This window comes from Actinoplanes sp. NPDC048796 (assembly GCF_040650035.1).
Lineage (GTDB): Bacteria > Actinomycetota > Actinomycetes > Mycobacteriales > Micromonosporaceae > Actinoplanes.
The window spans coordinates 24,745-41,999 of the sequence record NZ_JBEZGO010000019.1 but is presented as its reverse complement, the minus strand read 5'-3'; the positions used below and the strand labels follow the sequence as shown (position 1 = coordinate 41,999).

The following is a 17,255-nucleotide window of genomic DNA, read 5'->3' as shown; positions in this document are numbered from 1 at the left end:
CAGGGCTATGAGTTCTGGGGGTACGCCCCTGAGCTCGGCCCAGGCGGGCCGATCGATGGCGGTCATCCCGGCAGCTTAGGGCAGCTGCCGGGAGAGATCGACCACTATTTGACGCCGGCGGCGTCCATGCCTCGTAGTTCCTTTTTCAGTTCGCCCATCTCGTCGCGGATGCGGGCGGCCAGTTCGAACTGCAGTTCGCGGGCGGCGGCCAGCATCTGCTCGTTCAGGTCCTGGATGAGCTGGGCCAACTCGGTGCGGGCCATGCCCTCGCGGGCCGGGGCGGCCGTGGCGCCGCGCGCCTTCGAGCGGGTCTCGGGGACCGGCGCCTTGCCTCGTGACATCTGCCGGCCGGCACCGCCGACCATCGGGGTGACAGCGGCGTCGGTGTCCTCGGCCTCGCGGTAGATGTCGTCGAGGATGTCGTGGATCTTCTTGCGGAGGGCCTGCGGCTTGATGCCGTTCGCCTCGTTGTGGGCGATCTGCCTCGCGCGGCGGCGGTCGGTCTCCTCGATGGCGTCGCGCATCGACGGCGTCATCTTGTCCGCGTACATGTGGACCTCGCCCGACACGTTACGGGCGGCACGGCCGATGGTCTGGATCAGCGACCGGCCGCTGCGCAGGAAGCCCTCCTTGTCGGCGTCGAGGATCGCCACCAGCGACACCTCGGGCAGGTCGAGACCTTCCCGGAGCAGGTTGATGCCGACCAGCACGTCGTAGTCGCCCTTGCGCAGTTCCTTGAGCAGTTCGACCCGGCGCAGCGTGTCGACCTCGGAGTGCAGGTAGCGCACCCGGATGCCGTTCTCCAGCAGGTAGTCGGTGAGGTCCTCGGACATCTTCTTGGTCAGGGTCGTCACCAGGACCCGCTCGTCGCGCTCGGTCCGGAGCTTGATCTCGTGCATGAGGTCGTCGATCTGGCCCTTGGTCGGCTTGACCACGACCTGCGGGTCGACCAGGCCGGTCGGGCGGATCACCTGCTCGACGTACTCCCCCTGGGCCTCCTGCATCTCCCACGGGCCGGGCGTCGCCGACAGGAACACCATCTGGCCGACGCGCTCGAGGAACTCGTCGAAGCGCAGCGGCCGGTTGTCGGCGGCGCTGGGCAGCCGGAAGCCGTGCTCGATGAGGATGCGCTTGCGGGACGCGTCTCCCTCGTACATGCCGCCGATCTGCGGAATCGTCTGGTGCGACTCGTCGAGGATGGTGATGAAATCGTCCGGGAAGTAGTCGAGCAACGTGTACGAGGGCTCGCCGGGCCGGCGGCCGTCCATGTGCATCGAATAGTTCTCGATGCCGTTGCAGAAGCCGACCTGGCGCATCATCTCGATGTCGTAGGTCGTGCGCATGCGCAGCCGCTGCGACTCGAGCAGCTTGCCCTGCCGGTCGAGCTCGGCCAGCCGCTCCTCGAGCTCGGCCTCGATGTCGCGGATCGCCCGCTCCATCCGCTCCGGACCGGCCACGTAGTGGGTGGCCGGGAAGATGACCAGCTCGTCGACCTCGCGCATGATGTCGCCGGTCAGCGGGTGCAGGTAGTAGAGCTTCTCCACCTCGTCGCCGAACAGCTCGACGCGGATGGCCAGTTCCTCGTACGCCGGAATGATCTCGAGGGTGTCGCCCCGGACCCGGAACGTGCCGCGCTGGAACGACATGTCGTTGCGCGCGTACTGGATGTCGACGAGGCGGCGCAGCAGCTGGTCGCGGTCGATCTCGCCGCCGACCTTGACCTTGACCGCGCGCTCCAGGTATTCCTGCGGCGTGCCCAGGCCGTAGATCGCCGAGACCGTCGCCACCACGATCGTGTCGCGCCGGGTGAGCAGCGACATCGTGGCCGAGTGGCGCAGCCGCTCGACCTCCTCGTTGACCGACGAGTCCTTCTCGATGTAGGTGTCGGTCTGCGCGATGTACGCCTCGGGCTGGTAGTAGTCGTAGTAGCTGACGAAGTATTCGACGGCGTTGTTCGGAAGGAGCTCGCGCAGTTCCTTGGCGAGCTGGGCGCAGAGGGTCTTGTTCGGAGCCATCACCAGCGCGGGCCGCTGCAGCTTCTCGATGAGCCAGGCCGCGGTGGCGCTCTTACCGGTGCCGGTCGCGCCGAGCAGGACCGTGTTGCGGTCGCCGCGCCGGACCCGTCGCTCCAGCTCAGCGATGGCTGCGGGCTGGTCGCCGGCCGGCTGAAAATCGCTGACGACCTCGAATCGGCCGTCGAGTCGTGGGATGTCGAGCGCCATGGGGACAACCGTACGTCGGGGGTACGACAAGTTTCGGCCGACCGGTTCGGCCGTCGGCGAAGAGCCGCCGGCGAAGAGCCGCCGGGACCGTCGTGCGGAGGGTGCACAAACGGCCCCCCGGGCGGCATTGTTGCTGTTGCACGTGTCACCTAGCCTGGTCGGGTAGGCCGCTCGCGGCGGCCGCCCGGTATCGAGCGGGGTCACCACACGGTTCCCTCGACCGGCCCGTGGTCGTTGCGCCCCGGTTCTCCGGCGCGCGCACCCGCGGAGGTCGCGCCACGCGCGGACCCGGCCGCCGCGAGAGCCCTCAATCGGATCCGGGCTGCCAGCCGGTGGCCTCGGCCCACTCGTCGGCGGCCCGCGCCTCCTCGTCGAACCAGGGCTCCTTGGCCTCGCCGTACGTGAAACGGTCCGTATGCTCCGCCCACGCCGCCTTGGCCGCCGCGTAGCCCTCGCGGGCCTCCGGCACCGACCGCAGGTGATCGCGCATGAGCAGGGCGAACCGCCAGCCCGGCGAACCGGCCACCCGGACGTGCAGGTTGACCGGCCGCCCGGGGTCGGCCGAGCCGTGCAGCCGCTTGGGCCACGTCTCGCCGGGCAGGCCGCGGGCGTTGTCGGCCCACTCCCCCGGGCGCCGGGGCAGGCCGGCCGCGCCGAGCGCGCCGGCCAGCTGATCGGCCTCGTCGAGGGTCCGCACGGCCAGCATGAGGTCGATGACGTCCTTGGCCGGCAGCTCCGGGACGGCGGTCGAGCCGATGTGCGACACCGTGGTCTCCGGGTGGTCGCGCAGGGCGTGCCGGATCCGCCCCATGACCCGCTCGGCCGTCTCCGGCCACCGCGGATCGGGGTCGGCGATGTGCAGGTCGCGCGGGGCGCGGGCCGAGGTGCCGGTGCGCACGTTCCGTTCGTACGGCCGCAGACGCTGATTGACGAGGGCGTCGACCCGGGAGTTCAGGTCGTCGAGGGTGCCGTCGTTGATCAGCAGGACGTCGGCGGCGGCCCGGCGCTGGGCGTCGGCGGCCTGCGCGGCGATCCGGGCGGCGGCCTGTTCCTCGGTCATCCCGCGGGTCTGCATGAGGCGCCGCACGCGGGCCTCGCGGGTCGCCTCCACCACGACGACCAGGTGGAACGAGGACGTCTGGCCGGTCTCGACGAGCAGCGGGATGTCGTTGACGACGATCGCCTCCGGGCCGGCGGCCGCGTGCAGCTCGGCCGCCCGCTCGCGTACCCGGGGATGAATGATCTTTTCCAGGCGGTGGCGGGCCGCCTCGTCGCCGAAGACCTTGGCCGCCAGGGCCGGCCGGTCGAGGGCGCCGTCGGTGGTCAGCACGCCGGCGCCGAACGCCGCCACCACCTCGGCCAGACCGGGCGTGCCCGGCTCCACCACCTCGCGGGCGAGCACGTCGGAGTCGATGATGATCGCCCCGTGGCGGGCGAGCCGCCGCGCCACCGCGCTCTTGCCCGCACCGATCCCGCCGGTCAGTCCCACCCTCAGCACGAGCCCAGTATCGACGAGGAACACCGGACGGCGAAAGGCCGCCCCGACCGGAGTCGGGACGGCCTTCAGCGTGCCGCTGGGGTCAGAGCGTCAGCTCTTGCCGCCGGCCAGCTTCTCGCGCAGAGCGGCGAGGGCCTCGTCGGTGGCCAGGGTGCCCGAGGGCTCCTCGGACGCGCGGGCCGGAGCCGACGAGCTCGAGGAGCTCGACGACGTGGAGGACGACGTGGTGGTCGCGCCCGTGCCGGCCGGAACCGGGTTGAGAGCGGCCTCGGCGTCGGCCTCGCGGGACGCCTGCACCTGCTTGGTGTGGGCCTCCCAGCGCTCGCGCGCGTCGGCGTACTGCTTCTCCCAGGCCTCGCGCTGCTTGTCGAAGCCCTCGAGCCACTCGCCCGTCTCGGGGTCGAAGCCCTCCGGGTAGATGTAGTTGCCCTCGTTGTCGTACGTGGCGGCCATGCCGTAGAGGGTGGGGTCGAAGTGCTCCTCGCCCTCCACGAAGTTCTCGTTGGCCTGCTTGAGCGACAGCGAGATGCGGCGACGCTCGAGGTCGATGTCGATGACCTTGACCAGAACGTCGGAGCCCACCTGGACGACCTGCTCGGGCAGCTCGACGTGCCGCTCGGCCAGCTCGGAGATGTGCACCAGGCCCTCGATGCCGTCGTCCACGCGGACGAAGGCGCCGAACGGAACCAGCTTGGTGACCTTGCCCGGCACGATCTGGTTGATCGCGTGGGTCCGGGCGAACTGGCGCCACGGGTCCTCCTGCGTCGCCTTCAGCGACAGGGAGACGCGCTCGCGGTCCAGGTCGACGTCGAGCACCTCGACCTCGACCTCCTGGCCGACCTCGACGACCTCGGACGGGTGGTCGATGTGCTTCCAGGAGAGCTCGGAGACGTGTACGAGGCCGTCCACGCCACCCAGGTCAACGAAGGCACCGAAGTTGACGATGGAGGACACGACGCCCTTGCGGACCTGGCCCTTCTGGAGCTTGTTGAGGAACTCCGTGCGGACCTCGGACTGCGTCTGCTCGAGCCAGGCGCGGCGGGACAGGACCACGTTGTTGCGGTTCTTGTCCAGCTCGATGATCTTCGCCTCGAGCTCACGGCCGACGTACGGCTGGAGGTCGCGGACACGGCGCATCTCGACCAGCGAGGCCGGGAGGAAGCCGCGGAGGCCGATGTCGAGGATGAGGCCACCCTTGACAACCTCGATGACGGAGCCGCGAACGACGCCGTCGTCCTCCTTGATCTTCTCGATGGTGCCCCACGCGCGCTCGTACTGCGCACGCTTCTTCGAGAGGATCAGGCGACCTTCCTTGTCCTCCTTGGTGAGGACGAGGGCTTCGATGTGGTCACCGACCGACACCACTTCCGCGGGGTCCACGTCATGCTTGATCGACAACTCGCGCGAGGGGATGACGCCCTCGGTCTTGTAGCCGATGTCGAGCAGGACCTCGTCCCGATCGACCTTGACGACGGTGCCTTCGACAATGTCGCCGTCGTTGAAGTACTTGATGGTCTCGTCAATGGCGGCGAGGAAAGCTTCCTCAGAACCGAGATCGTCGACGGTGACCTTGTTGGCGCTCGAGGTGGCCTCGATGCTGCTCGTCATGTGGACTGTTGCTCCGAACGGATGGGTGTCGTGGTGTCTCCCGCGCTCCACGGAACTGCCGCCGGGCACGACACGAACAACCAGATGACGACCAGTCGATCATGCAGTCGATCATGTCGGGACCGCCGACCACGGAACCTGCTCCCTGCCGAGGTACACGATCCGCGAGCGCATCGACTAGCTTACCGTGCGCATTACCACAGGTTGCAAGCCCTCCTGACGAGCGCGGCACAATGTTGGCCCGAAACCCCACACCATGCCCCTAATGTGCCGAATAGTGACGGCGGCGCGGACGGCGGTTACCTTGGCGCAGTGATCGAAAACGCGCCGTCCGACGCCGAGAGCCGCCGCGCCAGCCGCGGCTGGTGGGACTCCGACGCCGACGAGTACCAGGCCGAGCACGGCGCCTTCCTGGGCGATCTCGACTTCGTGTGGTGCCCCGAGGGCCTGCGTGAGGCCGACGCCCACCTGCTCGGCGACGTGCGCGACAAGCGGATCCTGGAGCTCGGCGCGGGCGCCGCGGCCGGGGCCCGGTGGCTCGACGGGCAGGGCGCGGAGGTGGTCGCCCTCGATCTCTCGGCGGGCATGTTGCGGCACGCTGCCGCCGCCGCCGGCCGTACGGGGGTGACCGTGCCCCTCGTGCAAGCGGACGCGCTGGCGCTGCCGTTCGCGGAGAGCGTATTCGACATCGTCTGCACGGCCTTCGGGGCGATCCCGTTCGTGGCCGACTCGGCGGCGGCCATGCGCGAGGTGGCGCGCGTGCTGAAGCCCGGCGGGGACTGGGTCTTCTCGGTCACCCACCCGATGCGGTGGATCTTCTGGGACGAGCCGGACGAGAGCGGCCTGATCGCCCGTAACTCGTACTTCGATCGGACGCCGTACGTCGAGCGGGACGAGTCGGGCCAGGTCACCTACATCGAGCAGCACCGGACCCTCGGCGATCGCGTACGGGAACTGGTGGCGGCCGGCTTCGAGCTGCGCGACCTGGTCGAGCCGGAGTGGCCGGCCGGCCACGAGGAGACGTGGGGCCAGTGGAGCCCGCTGCGGGGACGGCTCTTCCCGGGCACCGCGATCTTTGTTAGCCGGCTCGGCCCCGGGGTACCACCCCGTACATGACCAAAGATCCGAAAAAGGGCGACCAGGTGACCTGGCGCAGCCACGGCGAGACCGTGCACGGCACGGTCGAGCAGAAGATCACCAAGCGCACGGAGGCGGCCGGGCGGACCGTCGACGCCTCCCCCGACGAGCCGCAGTACAAGGTCAAGAGCGACAAGACGGGCCGCGAGGCGGTTCACAAGCCGGGCGCGCTGCACCATGGCTGACGACGTCCACGCCGAGTTCTCGTCAGCGGTGAACATGACGGCCGGCGAGCTCGAGAAGTGGCTGAAGACCGACGAGTCGAAGGACGTCGGCCAGAAGCCGTCGTCCGGCGGCGAGTCGGTGGGCCACGACTCCGGCCGCAAGATCGTCAAGATCCTCGGCACGAAGAAGGCCGACCTGACCGAGGACGACGAGGCGCACATGCGCAAGGTCGTCGGCTACGTCCACCGGCACCGGGCGCAGCGCCCGTCCGGCGACGTGTCGGAGACGAAATGGCGGTACTCGCTGATGAACTGGGGCCACGACCCACTGAAGAAGTAACCGGTCAGGCCGTCAGGACGCCGGCGTCGAGCAGCCCGCCGAGCACGGCCAGGGCGGCCGGGATCATCCGGTAGTAGACCCAGGTGCCGCGGCGGTCGCTGTCGACCAGGCCGGCCTCGCGCAGCACCTTGAGATGGTGCGAGATCGTCGGCCCGGTCAGGTGGAACGCCCCGGTGAGGTCGCAGACGCAGACCTCGCCGCCACGCGCCGAGGCGATCATCGAAAGCAGCCGCAGCCGCACCGGATCCCCCAGCGCCTTGAACATCGGCGCGTACGCGTCCGCCTGCGCGGGCTCGAGGGGCCCCCGCCCCAGCGCCGCCCCCGTCATGTGGCTAGTCATGGGCCACACACTTACAGAGCCCCGCAACCCGGTGGTGCCGCCTGCCTAGGCTGGCCGGCATGGGCGTGCGGGTGGCGGTGCGGGAACTGCTTCAGGTGACGGGGATGTGGCTCGGCATGGGCGAGCCGGACGGCGACGGCGATGGCGCGCCGGCGCCGGCCCGGACGGGCGCGGCGTTCATGGCGGTGCAGACGCTGGCGGCGGTGGTGCTCGGCGCGCTTCTGGCCGGAGTGTGGGCGCTCCTCTTCCAGCAGCAGGTGCGCACGCTCTTCCTGCTCGGCTATCTGCCGCTGTTGGTGCCGCTGGCGATCGGGGTCGCCCGGCACCCGGCGGCCGCCGTGGCGCCGCTGGCCGGCGCGCTGCCGGCGGGCGCGCTCGCCGTGGTCGCGGTCCGCGCGGCGACGGGCGGCGGCGACGGCTTCTGGTGGTGGTTCCTGGCCTTCGCCGCGGGCGCCCTGGCCGCCGGAGTCGTCTTCGGCGCGATCAGCGCCCGCCTGGGCGCCCGGCACCGGACGCACGCTCACGCGGCGCCGCCCGAGGAGCCCGGCCGCGAGAGCTAGAACGGCCGAGCGCCGACCCCCGGCGCCGACCCCCGGCGCCGACCCCCGGCGCCGGGTCAGCGGGCCGGGTCGGCGGGCCGGCGCCGGGTCACCGGGCCGGGTCAGTGGTCGGCGCCGTTCCAGTCGCGGCCGGAACCGACGGAGACCTCGAGCGGGACCGACAGCGGGTGGGCGTTGCCCATCTCCTGGCGGACCAAAGCCTCCAGCGGCTCCCGCTCGCCGGGGGCCACGTCGAAGACGAGCTCGTCGTGGACCTGCAGGAGCATGCGGGACTTGAGGCCGGACTCGCGGATGGCCCGGTCCACCCGGAGCATGGCGACCTTGATGATGTCGGCGGCCGAGCCCTGGATGGGGGCGTTGAGGGCCATCCGCTCGGCCATCTCGCGGCGCTGGCGGTTGTCGCTGGACAGGTCGGGCAGGTAGCGGCGGCGGCCGAGGATGGTGGCCGTGTAGCCGTCCTGGACGGCGCGGCGAACCACTGCCTGCAGGTACTCGCGGACGCCGCCGAAGCGCTCGAAGTACTCGTCCATCAGGCCGCGGGCCTCGTCGACCGGGATGGTGAGCTGGTTGGACAGGCCGAAGGCGCTCAGACCGTACGCCAAGCCGTAGTTCATGGCTTTGATCTTGCGGCGCTGGTCGGGGACGACCTCCTCGACCGGGACGTGGAAGACCGAGGACGCGGTGGCCGCGTGGAAGTCGAAGGCCGAGTTGAAGGCGGCGATCAGGGCCTCGTCCTCGGAGAGGTGGGCCATGATGCGCATCTCGATCTGGCTGTAGTCGGCCGTCATGAGGGACTCGAAGCCCTCGCCGACGACGAACGCGCGGCGGATCCGCCGGCCCTCCTCGGTGCGGATCGGGATGTTCTGCAGGTTGGGGTCGGTCGAGGACAGGCGGCCGGTGGCGGCGACGGTCTGGTTGAACGTCGTGTGGATGCGACCGTCGTCGGAGACCGACTTGAGCAGGCCGTCGACAGTGGACTTGAGCTTGGCCACGTCGCGGTGGCGCAGCAGGTGTTCCAGCAGCGGGTCGCCGGTCTGCGCGAACAGGTTCTGCAGGGCGTCGGCGTCGGTCGTGTACCCCGACTTGATCTTCTTGGTCTTGGGCAGGTTGCGCTCATCGAAGAGGATCTGCTGCAACTGCTTGGGCGAGCCGAGGTTGAACTCGCGGCCCACGACCTCGTGCGCCGCCTGCTGGGCGGCCTTCACCTCGGCCGCGAAGTGGGCCTCGAGCTCGGACAGGTAGCCGGTGTCGGCCGCGATGCCCAGGTGTTCCATCTCGCCGAGGACCTCGGACAGCGGCTGCTCGACCTCGGTGAGCAGGGTCTGCGACTCGCCGCCGTCGCGGGACAGCTCCTCGGTGAGCACGTCGGCCAGGTCGAGGGTGGCGCGGGCGCGCAGCATGACGCTCTCCTCGGCGCCGCCCTCCTCGCCCACGCCGGCCAGCAGGTCGAGCTGGCCGGTCGGCGGTTCCTCGACGCGCAGCTCGCGCTTGAGGTAGCGCAGGGCCAGGTCGGTCAGGTCGTACTGCCGCTGGTCGGGCTTGGCCAGGTAGGCCGCGAGCGCCGTGTCGATGCGGACGCCGGCCAGGCGCCAGCCGTGCGCGCGCATGGCCAGCGAGGCCGGCTTGGCGTCGTGCACGACCTTGGGCCGGTCGGGGTCGGCCAGCCAGAGGGCGACGGCCTGCTCGTCGGCCTCGTCCAGGGCGGCCGGGTCGAACCAGCCCGCCGGCCCGTCGCCGGTGGCCACCGCGACGCCGGTGAGCGCGCCCGTGCCGCGCCCGAACGTGCCGGTGACGGCGACACCGACGGGCGCCGCCTGCGCGTGCGCGGTGAGCCAGCCCGCCACCTCGCCGGCGCGCAGCACGCGGGCCTCGATGTCGAAGCCGGCCTCGGCCTCGGGCTCGACGGCCTCGAGGTAGCTGTAGAGGCGCTCGCGCAGCACCCGGAACTCGAGGGCGTCGAACACCTGGTGGACCGCCTCCCGGTCCCAGCCGGGCCAGCGCACGTCCTGCGGGCGTACCGGAAGCTCAAGGTCGGTGCGCAGGGCGTTGAGCTCGTAGTTGAGCATCACCGACGACAGGTGGGCGCGCAGGTTGTCGCCGGCCTTGCCCTTGATCTTGTCGGCGTTGGCGACGACGCCCTCGATACCGCCGTACTCGGTGATCCACTTGGCCGCCGTCTTGGGCCCGACGCCGGGGACACCGATCAGGTTGTCGCTGGTCTCGCCGACCAGGGCGGCCTTGTCCCGGTAGAGGTGCGGCGGCACGAGCTGCTTCTCCTCGACCAGGGCGGGGGTCATCCGCCAGACCTCGGAGACGCCGCGGCTCGGGTAGAGGACCGTGGTGTGCTCGCCGACCAGTTGCAGGGCGTCCCGGTCGCCGGAGGAGATCAGCACCTCCATGCCGGCGTCGCGGGCCTGGGTGGCGAGGGTGGCGATGACGTCGTCGGCCTCGAAACCGGGCTTTTCGACATACGGGATGCGCAGCGCGTCGAGGATCTCCTTGACCAGGCTGACCTGGCCCAGGAACTCCGGCGGCGTCGCCGACCGGCCGGCCTTGTACTCCGGGTACTTCTCGGTACGGAAGGAGACGCGGGAGACGTCGAAGGCGACCACGATGTGCGTCGGCTTCTCGTCGCGCAGCATGTTGATCAGCATCGAGGTGAAGCCGAACACGGCGTTCGTGTGCTGCCCGGTCTGGGTGCTGAAGTTCTCCTTGGGCAGCGCGTGGAACGCGCGGTAGGCCAGGGAGTGGCCGTCGAGCAGCAGCAAACGGGGGGTCTCGGCGTCTTCGCTCACGTCGGAGAACTCTAGTCGTGAGGTCTGACATTCTTGCGTCGCAGTACGGCGAAGCCGTCTAAATGTCGCTGCCAGAAACCCGGACCACCCCGCCTGCTCAGAGCACCTTGCTGAGAAATGCCCTGGTTCGCTCGTGCTGCGGATTCGCGATGACGTCCCGCGGGGCGCCCTCCTCCACGACGACGCCGCCGTCCATGAAGATCAGCTTGTCGCCGACCTCGCGGGCGAAGCCGATCTCGTGGGTGACCACGACCATGGTCATCCCGTCCCGGGCCAGGTCCTTCATCACGTCCAGGACCTCACCGACCAGTTCCGGGTCGAGCGCGCTGGTCGGCTCGTCGAACAGCATCAGTTTCGGCCGCATGGCCAGGGCCCGGGCGATCGCCACCCGCTGCTGCTGGCCGCCCGAGAGCTGGCCCGGATACGACTCGGTCTTCTCACTCAGGCCCACCCGGTCGAGCAGGGCGCGCGCCCGGTCCCGTACCTCGGCCTTGGCCTCGCCCTTGACCCGGCACGGGGCCTCCATCACGTTCTGGAGCACCGTCATGTGCGGGAAGAGGTTGAAGCGCTGGAAGACCATGCCGATCGAGCGGCGCTGCTTGGCCACGTCCTTCTCGCCGAGCTCGTGCAGCTTGCCGCCGCGCTCGCGGTAGCCGATCAGGTCGCCGTCGACCAGGATGCGGCCGGCGTTGATCTTCTCGAGGTGGTTGACGCAGCGCAGGAACGTCGACTTGCCGGAGCCGGACGGGCCGAGCACGCAGCACACCTCGCCCGCGTTGACGACCAGGTCGATGCCCTTGAGCACCTCGAGCGAGCCGAACGACTTGTGCACGTTGTCGGCGCGCACCATCTCGGAAGTCATGCGCCCTCCCGGGTGTCGGTGATCCGGCCGCCCTGTTCGACCTCGATGTCGCGCAGCCGCTGTTTCGCCTTGCCGACCGCGCCGTACCCCTTGCCGTAGTGCCGCTCGAGGAAGTACTGGCCGATCATCAGGACGGTACAGATGATCAGATACCAGATCAGCGCGGCCACCAGCACGGGCAGCACCACGAAGGTACGCGCGGACACCGCGTTCAGCTGGAACCACAGTTCGCCGGTGACCGGAACGTACGCCACCAGCGACGTGTCCTTGACCATGGCGATGGTCTCGTTGCCGGTCGGCGGCACGATCACCCGCATGGCCTGCGGCAGCACGATGCGCCGCAGCACCTGGAAGCGGGACATGCCCAGCGCGACCGCCGCCTCGGCCTGCCCCTGGTCGACGGATTGCAGGCCGGCCCGGACGATCTCGGCCATGTACGCGGCCTCGGACAACCCCAGCGCGAGCATGCCGGCCACGAAGCCGGCCAGCAGGTCGACCGCGCGGATGCTGTAGAACTGCCCGCTGAAGTTGTCGATGCCGAACAGGTCGCCGATCTGCTTGTCGAACGGCAGGCCGAAGCCGACCCGGCTCCACAGGATGTTCAGGTTGCCGAACAGGATCGCCAGCACGAGGCGCGGCACGGCCCGGAAGAACCACGTGTACAGGAACGCCACCGACGACAGGACCTTGTTCGGCGACATCCGCATGATCGCGATGACGACGCCGAGCCCGATGCCGATGACCATCGCCGTGATGGTCAGCAGGATGGTGCCGCGCAGGCCCTCGAGAACCGGCCCGGTGAACATGACCCCGCGCTTGCCGTCCTCATAGGACGAGAAGATGAACGACCAGCGGAACTGGTCGTTCGTCACCAGCAGGTGCACGAACATCGCGGCCAGGATCGCGATGACCGCGGTCGTGACCCAGCGCAGGGGGTGCCGGACGGGCACGGCCTTGATCGGTTCCGGCCGTGCCCGTTCGGTGGTGGTCTGGTCGCTCATCTAGAGGGTCAGACCGCGGGGTTCACTTCGGCAGTGGTGACCGCGCCCGCGGTGACGCCCCACTTGTCGAGGATCTGCTTGTACGTGCCGTCGGCGATCAGCGCCTTGACGGCGTCGCCGATGACGCCGGCGAACTCGGTCTGGTCCTTGGCCACCACGTAGCCGTACGGGGCCGAGTCGTAGATGTCGCCGACCAGCTCCAGCTTTCCGCCGGTCTGCTTCACCGCGTACGCGGTGATCGGGGAGTCGGCCAGCATGGCCTCGTCCTTGCCGGTGTTGACGGCGTTCGTCGCGTCCGACTGCTTCTGGTACTGGTCGATCGTGATCTTGGCCTTGCCGGCGTCGGTGCACTTCTTGGACCGGGCGGTGATGTCGTCCACCTGCACGGTGGTCGCCTGCACGGCGATCTTCTTGCCGCAGACGTCGTCCGGGTTGATCGAGGCGCCCTTCTTGGCCGCCCACTGGGTGCCGGCCGAGAAGTAGGAGATCATGTTGACCTCCTTGAGCCGGTCCTTGTTGATCGTGAACGAGGAGACGCCGACGGCGTACTTGTCGCTGCTGACGCCCGGGATGATGTCGCCGAAGGTCGCCGACTGCCACTCGGTGGTCAGGCCCAGCTTCTGCGCGACCGCGTTGAACAGGTCGACGTCGAAGCCGATGACCGTCTTGCCGTCGCTGTCCAGGAACTCGTTCGGCGCGTACGACGAGTCGGTGCCGATGACGAGCTTGCCGGCGCTCTTGATGTCGGCCGGGACCTTGTCGGCCAGCGACGTGTCGGCGGAGGCGCTGGGCGCGGGAGCGCCGCTCGAGCTGGAGTCGTCGGACTCCGAGCCGCAGGCGCCCATCGACAACGTCAGCGCCGCCGCGGCGGCCAGGCCGAGGATCGCCCGGCGGCCTGAGGGGGTGCGGAACATGATGACTCCTAGTTGTCCAAAGGGGTGTTACGCGACGCCGAGGTAGGCGTCCTTGACCGCGGGGTCGGTCAGGAGGTCCTGGCCGGTGCCCTCCTTGACGATCCGCCCGGTCTCCAGGACGTACGCCCGGTGGGCGCGTGACAGGGCCTGCTGCGCATTCTGCTCCACCAGCAGCACGGTCGTGCCCTGTTGGTTGATCTCCACGATGATGTCGAAGATCTGCTGGATCAGCATCGGCGCCAGGCCCATCGAGGGCTCGTCGAGCAGCAGCAGCTTGGGCCGGCTCATCAGCGCGCGGCCCACGGCGAGCATCTGCTGCTCACCGCCGGACAGCGTGCCGCCGGCCTGCTTCTCCCGCTCCTTCAGGCGCGGGAACAGGTCGAACGCCCGCTGAAGGTCTTCGTCGATCTCGGTACGGACCCGGCGCGTGTACGCGCCCATCTCGAGGTTCTCCCGGACCGTCATGCCCGGGAAGATGCCGCGGCCCTCGGGCGACTGCGACACCCCGCGGATGACCCGCAGGTCGGCCCGCATCTTGGTGATGTCCTGCCCATCGAAGTGGATCTTGCCCTGGCCGACGGGCCGCAGACCCGAGATGGCCCGCATCGTGGTCGACTTGCCGGCGCCGTTCGCGCCGATCAGCGCGACGATCTCACCCTCGCCCACGGTGAGGCTGATGCCGTGCAGGGCCTCGATACGCCCGTACGACACCGTCACGTTGTCCATCTCAAGCAGCATCGGTCGGCACTCCCAGGTAGGCGGCGATGACCGCCGGGTTCTCCCGCACCTCGGCCGGCGTCCCCTCGGCGATCTTCTTGCCGAACTCCAGCACGACGATCCGGTCGGTGACGCCCATGACCAGGCGCATGTCGTGCTCGATGAGCAGCACCGTGACCCCGGTATCGCGGATCTTGCGGATCAGCTCGAGCAGCGACTCCTTCTCGGCCGGGTTGAAGCCGGCGGCCGGCTCGTCCAGGCAGAGCAGGCCCGGCTCGGTGGCCAGCGCCCGGGCGATCTCCAGCCGGCGCTGCTCGCCGTAGGCCAGACTCCGGGCCAGTTCGCCGGCCCGGTGCTCGATGCCGACCAGCTTCAGCAGCTCGGTCGCCTTGTCCTTGGCCGCCCGCTCCTCGAGGGTGTGCCGGGACAAACCGAAGATCCGCTGGCCGGTACGGCGTACCTGCTGAACCGCGCGCCCGAAGCCACTCTTGGCGTCGACCTCGACCAGCTCGTGCGACTTGACCGGCACCCGCCAGATGCGAAACAGCGCGCCGACCACACTGGTCTTGTGCCGCGCGTCCGCGCCGACCTGCACGTTCTCCAGCGCCGTCATCTCCGGGAACAACCGGATGTTCTGGAACGTCCGCGCGATGCCGAGCCGGGTGATCTTGTGCCGCTGCTGGCCCACCAGGGCCTTGCCGCGGAACCGGATCGCGCCGCTGGTCGGCTTGACCACGCCGGTCACCGCGTTGAAGCAGGTCGTCTTGCCGGCGCCGTTCGGGCCGATCAGGCCGAGGATCTCGCCCTCCTTGACGGAGAAGTCCACCCCGTCCAGGGCGGTCACGCCGCCGAAGCGGATCGTGACGTTGTCGACCTCGAGCAGATTGTTGCGCTCACTCACCGACGGCACCTTCCTTAGCCCGGTCCTCCAGCTCGACCTTGCGCCGGCGGCTGGGCAGCAGACCCTGCGGCCGGAAGATCGTCATGACGATCAGGGCGACACCGAAGATCAGCAGCCGGTAGTCGGCGAACTCGCGGAACCGCTCCGGCAGGTACGCCAGCAGGATCGCGCCCAGCGCCACCCCCAGCTGGTTGCCGGCGCCGCCGATGACCACCGCGGCCACCCACAGGATCGACGTGAACAGGTCGAAGCCCTGCGCGTTGATGAACGTCTGCTTGCTGAAGAACAGCGCCCCCGACAGGCCGCCCAGCGCCGCGCCGATCGCGAACGCCCACAGCTTGTACTTGAAGGTCGGCACGCCCATCACCTCGGCGGCGTCCTCGTCCTCACGGATCGCCAGCCACGAGCGGCCGACCCGGCTGCGCTCCAGCCGGCGCACGCCCAGCATGCAGATGAAGACCAGGGTGATCGCCAGCCAGTAGAAGCCGATCACATTGGACACGCTGAAGATCGGGCGGCCCGCGGTGATGCCCGGGAACCAGTCCATCCACTCCGGCCACGTGCCCTCCGACGGCACCGGAACGCCGGTGATGCCCCGGTTTCCGTTGGTGATGTCCGAGTTCAGGGCGAACACCCGGATGATCTCACCGAAGCCGAGCGTCACGATCGCCAGATAGTCGCCGCGCAGACGCAGCGTCGGCCAGCCCAGGATCACGCCCGACACCATGGTCACCGCGATCGCGATCGGGACGCACACCACCCACGGGAACTGGATCACGACCGGCGAGTTGGGCGAACCCAGAATGGCCACCGTGTACGCGCCGACCGCGTAGAAGCCGATGTAGCCGAGGTCGAGCAGGCCGGCGAGTCCGATCACGACGTTCAGGCCGACCGCGACCAGCACGTAGACCGCGCACAGGAACAGCACCGAGGTGAAGTCCGTGTCCGGCGTCGTGATCAGCGGGATCTCGAGACCCGGCAACGCGTACAGGAAGATGATGAAAGCGAAAAGGACCGAGATGCGCCAGCCGTACGGAAGGTTGGACCACCGGTCCCGCAGGCCGGTCACCGCGCGGACCCGGCCCTCGTCGGCCTTCCGCGCGGAATCGAGAACAGCCATCATGCCCGGGCCCTCCCCAGAGACTCACCCAACAGGCCCGTCGGGCGGAACAGCAACACGACCACGAGCATCACGAAGGCGACGACGTCCATCCACTCGTTGCCGAAGACACCGGCGCCGTAGTTCTCCACCACGCCCAGCAGCAGACCGCCCAGCAGGGCGCCGCGCAGGTTACCGATACCGCCGAGCACCGCCGCGGTGAACGCCTTGATACCGATCAGGAAGCCCACCGAGTACGTCGTGATACCGACCTTGACGTCGTAGAGCACCGACGCCGCGCCGGCCATCATGCCGCCCAGGATGAAGATCAGCATGATGACGCGGTCCTTGTTGACACCCATCAGCGCCGCCACGTCCGGGTTCTGCGCCACGGCACGCACACCCCGGCCCAGCCGGGTGCGGTTGATGAAGATGTCCAGGCCCGCGAGCATCGCGAGCGCGCTCAGGATGATGCCGATCTGGAGGTTGGTGACGTCCGCGCCGAAGAGCGTGAACTGCACCTTCGGCTGTACGAGACTCGGCATGCCGCGCGGCTGCCGGTCGGTGATCGCACCCACCAGCTCGAACAGCGCCACCGAGGCGCCGATCGCGCTGATCAGGAAGATCAGGCTGGGCGCGTTACGCTTGCGCAGCGGGCGGTAGGCCACCCGCTCCACGATCAGCGCCGTGCCGCCCGAAGCGGCGCCGGCCGCGATGACGGCCAGCGCGATCAGGCCCAGCACCCCGAAGGTGCCCGGAGCCGCCGCACCCACACCGAAACCCAGGCCGGCCCAGACGATCGTGGTAACGAACGTGCCGATCATGAAGACTTCGGAATGAGCGAAGTTGATCAGGCGCAGAACGCCGTAGACCAACGTGTAACCGAGAGCGACCAGGGCATAGATGGCGCCCTGGGTCAGCCCCGTCACGGTGAGCGACATGAAGTTGTCGCCCAAGAATTCAAAGTTCAACGCGACTCCAGCGAAGGAAAGTCATACAGGACGTGGGGGGGGGGGGGGGGCCCCCCCCCCCCCCGGGGCCGACACAGCGAACACCACAACGAACAACCAAACCGCCAGAGAGGCGCCGGCGCCACC

General features: G+C 69.4%; 16 protein-coding genes. 4 read left to right on the top strand and 12 right to left on the bottom strand.

The window, feature by feature from the left end; translation table 11 throughout:
• Positions 1-104 precede the first annotated feature (104 nt).
• From uvrB to rpsA, 3 genes are all read right to left on the bottom strand, one after another.
• Complete coding sequence (gene uvrB / locus AB0C26_RS41265) at positions 105-2,222, bottom strand: excinuclease ABC subunit UvrB (protein WP_360259339.1); 2,118 nt, start codon at positions 2,220-2,222, stop codon at positions 105-107.
• A 307-nt stretch (positions 2,223-2,529) separates the two neighbouring features.
• Positions 2,530-3,720: a dephospho-CoA kinase gene (gene coaE / locus AB0C26_RS41260; RefSeq protein WP_360259336.1), complete on the bottom strand. Its 1,191-nt coding sequence runs from the start codon at positions 3,718-3,720 to the stop codon at positions 2,530-2,532.
• 90 nt (positions 3,721-3,810) lie between these two features.
• Positions 3,811-5,328, bottom strand: a complete 1,518-nt coding sequence (gene rpsA / locus AB0C26_RS41255) for a 30S ribosomal protein S1 (RefSeq protein ID WP_360259333.1) — start codon at positions 5,326-5,328, stop codon at positions 3,811-3,813.
• Positions 5,329-5,640: 312 nt separating this feature from the next.
• Here rpsA and AB0C26_RS41250 point away from each other — a divergent pair, with 312 nt between their 5' ends.
• From AB0C26_RS41250 to AB0C26_RS41240, 3 genes are read left to right on the top strand one after another with little or no spacing between them, the layout of a single operon-like run.
• Entirely contained in the window at positions 5,641-6,444 is an 804-nt protein-coding gene (locus AB0C26_RS41250; protein ID WP_360259331.1) for a methyltransferase domain-containing protein, read from the top strand.
• Complete coding sequence (locus tag AB0C26_RS41245; RefSeq protein ID WP_360259329.1) at positions 6,441-6,650, top strand: DUF2945 domain-containing protein; 210 nt, start codon at positions 6,441-6,443, stop codon at positions 6,648-6,650. The genes AB0C26_RS41250 and AB0C26_RS41245 overlap by 4 nt, the downstream gene beginning before the upstream one ends.
• The gene (locus AB0C26_RS41240) at positions 6,643-6,969 is read left to right on the top strand and encodes a DUF3140 domain-containing protein (protein ID WP_360259327.1); all 327 of its coding nucleotides are present in this window, start codon (positions 6,643-6,645) and stop codon (positions 6,967-6,969) included. The genes AB0C26_RS41245 and AB0C26_RS41240 overlap by 8 nt, the downstream gene beginning before the upstream one ends.
• 4 nt (positions 6,970-6,973) lie before the next feature.
• Here AB0C26_RS41240 and AB0C26_RS41235 read toward each other — a convergent pair whose 3' ends face one another.
• Positions 6,974-7,297, bottom strand: a complete 324-nt coding sequence (locus tag AB0C26_RS41235; RefSeq protein ID WP_360259511.1) for a metalloregulator ArsR/SmtB family transcription factor — start codon at positions 7,295-7,297, stop codon at positions 6,974-6,976.
• Between the two features lie 71 nt (positions 7,298-7,368).
• Between AB0C26_RS41235 and AB0C26_RS41230 the strand changes: the two genes are divergently transcribed.
• Positions 7,369-7,869: a hypothetical protein gene (locus tag AB0C26_RS41230; protein WP_360259324.1), complete on the top strand. Its 501-nt coding sequence runs from the start codon at positions 7,369-7,371 to the stop codon at positions 7,867-7,869.
• Positions 7,870-7,970: 101 nt separating this feature from the next.
• Here AB0C26_RS41230 and polA read toward each other — a convergent pair whose 3' ends face one another.
• The 8 genes from polA to AB0C26_RS41190 all read right to left on the bottom strand — a co-directional run bounded on the left by polA (position 7,971) and on the right by AB0C26_RS41190 (position 17,099).
• Positions 7,971-10,664 carry a DNA polymerase I gene (polA, locus tag AB0C26_RS41225; protein ID WP_360259322.1) on the bottom strand — a complete coding sequence of 898 codons (2,694 nt, stop codon included), beginning with the start codon at positions 10,662-10,664 and terminating at the stop codon, positions 7,971-7,973.
• 97 nt (positions 10,665-10,761) lie between these two features.
• Positions 10,762-11,526: an amino acid ABC transporter ATP-binding protein gene (locus tag AB0C26_RS41220; protein ID WP_360259320.1), complete on the bottom strand. Its 765-nt coding sequence runs from the start codon at positions 11,524-11,526 to the stop codon at positions 10,762-10,764.
• Positions 11,523-12,527 (bottom strand): amino acid ABC transporter permease, encoded by a 1,005-nt coding sequence (locus AB0C26_RS41215; RefSeq protein WP_360259318.1) that lies wholly within the window; start codon positions 12,525-12,527, stop codon positions 11,523-11,525. Before AB0C26_RS41215 ends, AB0C26_RS41220 begins: the two co-directional genes overlap by 4 nt.
• A gap of 8 nt (positions 12,528-12,535) precedes the next feature.
• On the bottom strand, positions 12,536-13,441 hold the full coding sequence (locus AB0C26_RS41210) for an ABC transporter substrate-binding protein (RefSeq protein ID WP_360259315.1): 906 nt from the start codon (positions 13,439-13,441) through the stop codon (positions 12,536-12,538).
• Between the two features lie 27 nt (positions 13,442-13,468).
• Positions 13,469-14,179: an ABC transporter ATP-binding protein gene (locus AB0C26_RS41205; RefSeq protein WP_360259313.1), complete on the bottom strand. Its 711-nt coding sequence runs from the start codon at positions 14,177-14,179 to the stop codon at positions 13,469-13,471.
• The gene (locus tag AB0C26_RS41200; RefSeq protein ID WP_360259310.1) at positions 14,169-15,059 is read right to left on the bottom strand and encodes an ABC transporter ATP-binding protein; all 891 of its coding nucleotides are present in this window, start codon (positions 15,057-15,059) and stop codon (positions 14,169-14,171) included. The genes AB0C26_RS41205 and AB0C26_RS41200 overlap by 11 nt, the downstream gene beginning before the upstream one ends.
• Positions 15,052-16,182, bottom strand: coding sequence for a branched-chain amino acid ABC transporter permease (locus AB0C26_RS41195; protein WP_360259308.1), 1,131 nt, complete (start codon positions 16,180-16,182; stop codon positions 15,052-15,054). Before AB0C26_RS41195 ends, AB0C26_RS41200 begins: the two co-directional genes overlap by 8 nt.
• Positions 16,179-17,099 carry a branched-chain amino acid ABC transporter permease gene (locus tag AB0C26_RS41190; RefSeq protein WP_360259508.1) on the bottom strand — a complete coding sequence of 307 codons (921 nt, stop codon included), beginning with the start codon at positions 17,097-17,099 and terminating at the stop codon, positions 16,179-16,181. Before AB0C26_RS41190 ends, AB0C26_RS41195 begins: the two co-directional genes overlap by 4 nt.
• Between the last annotated feature and the right edge of the window lie 156 nt (positions 17,100-17,255).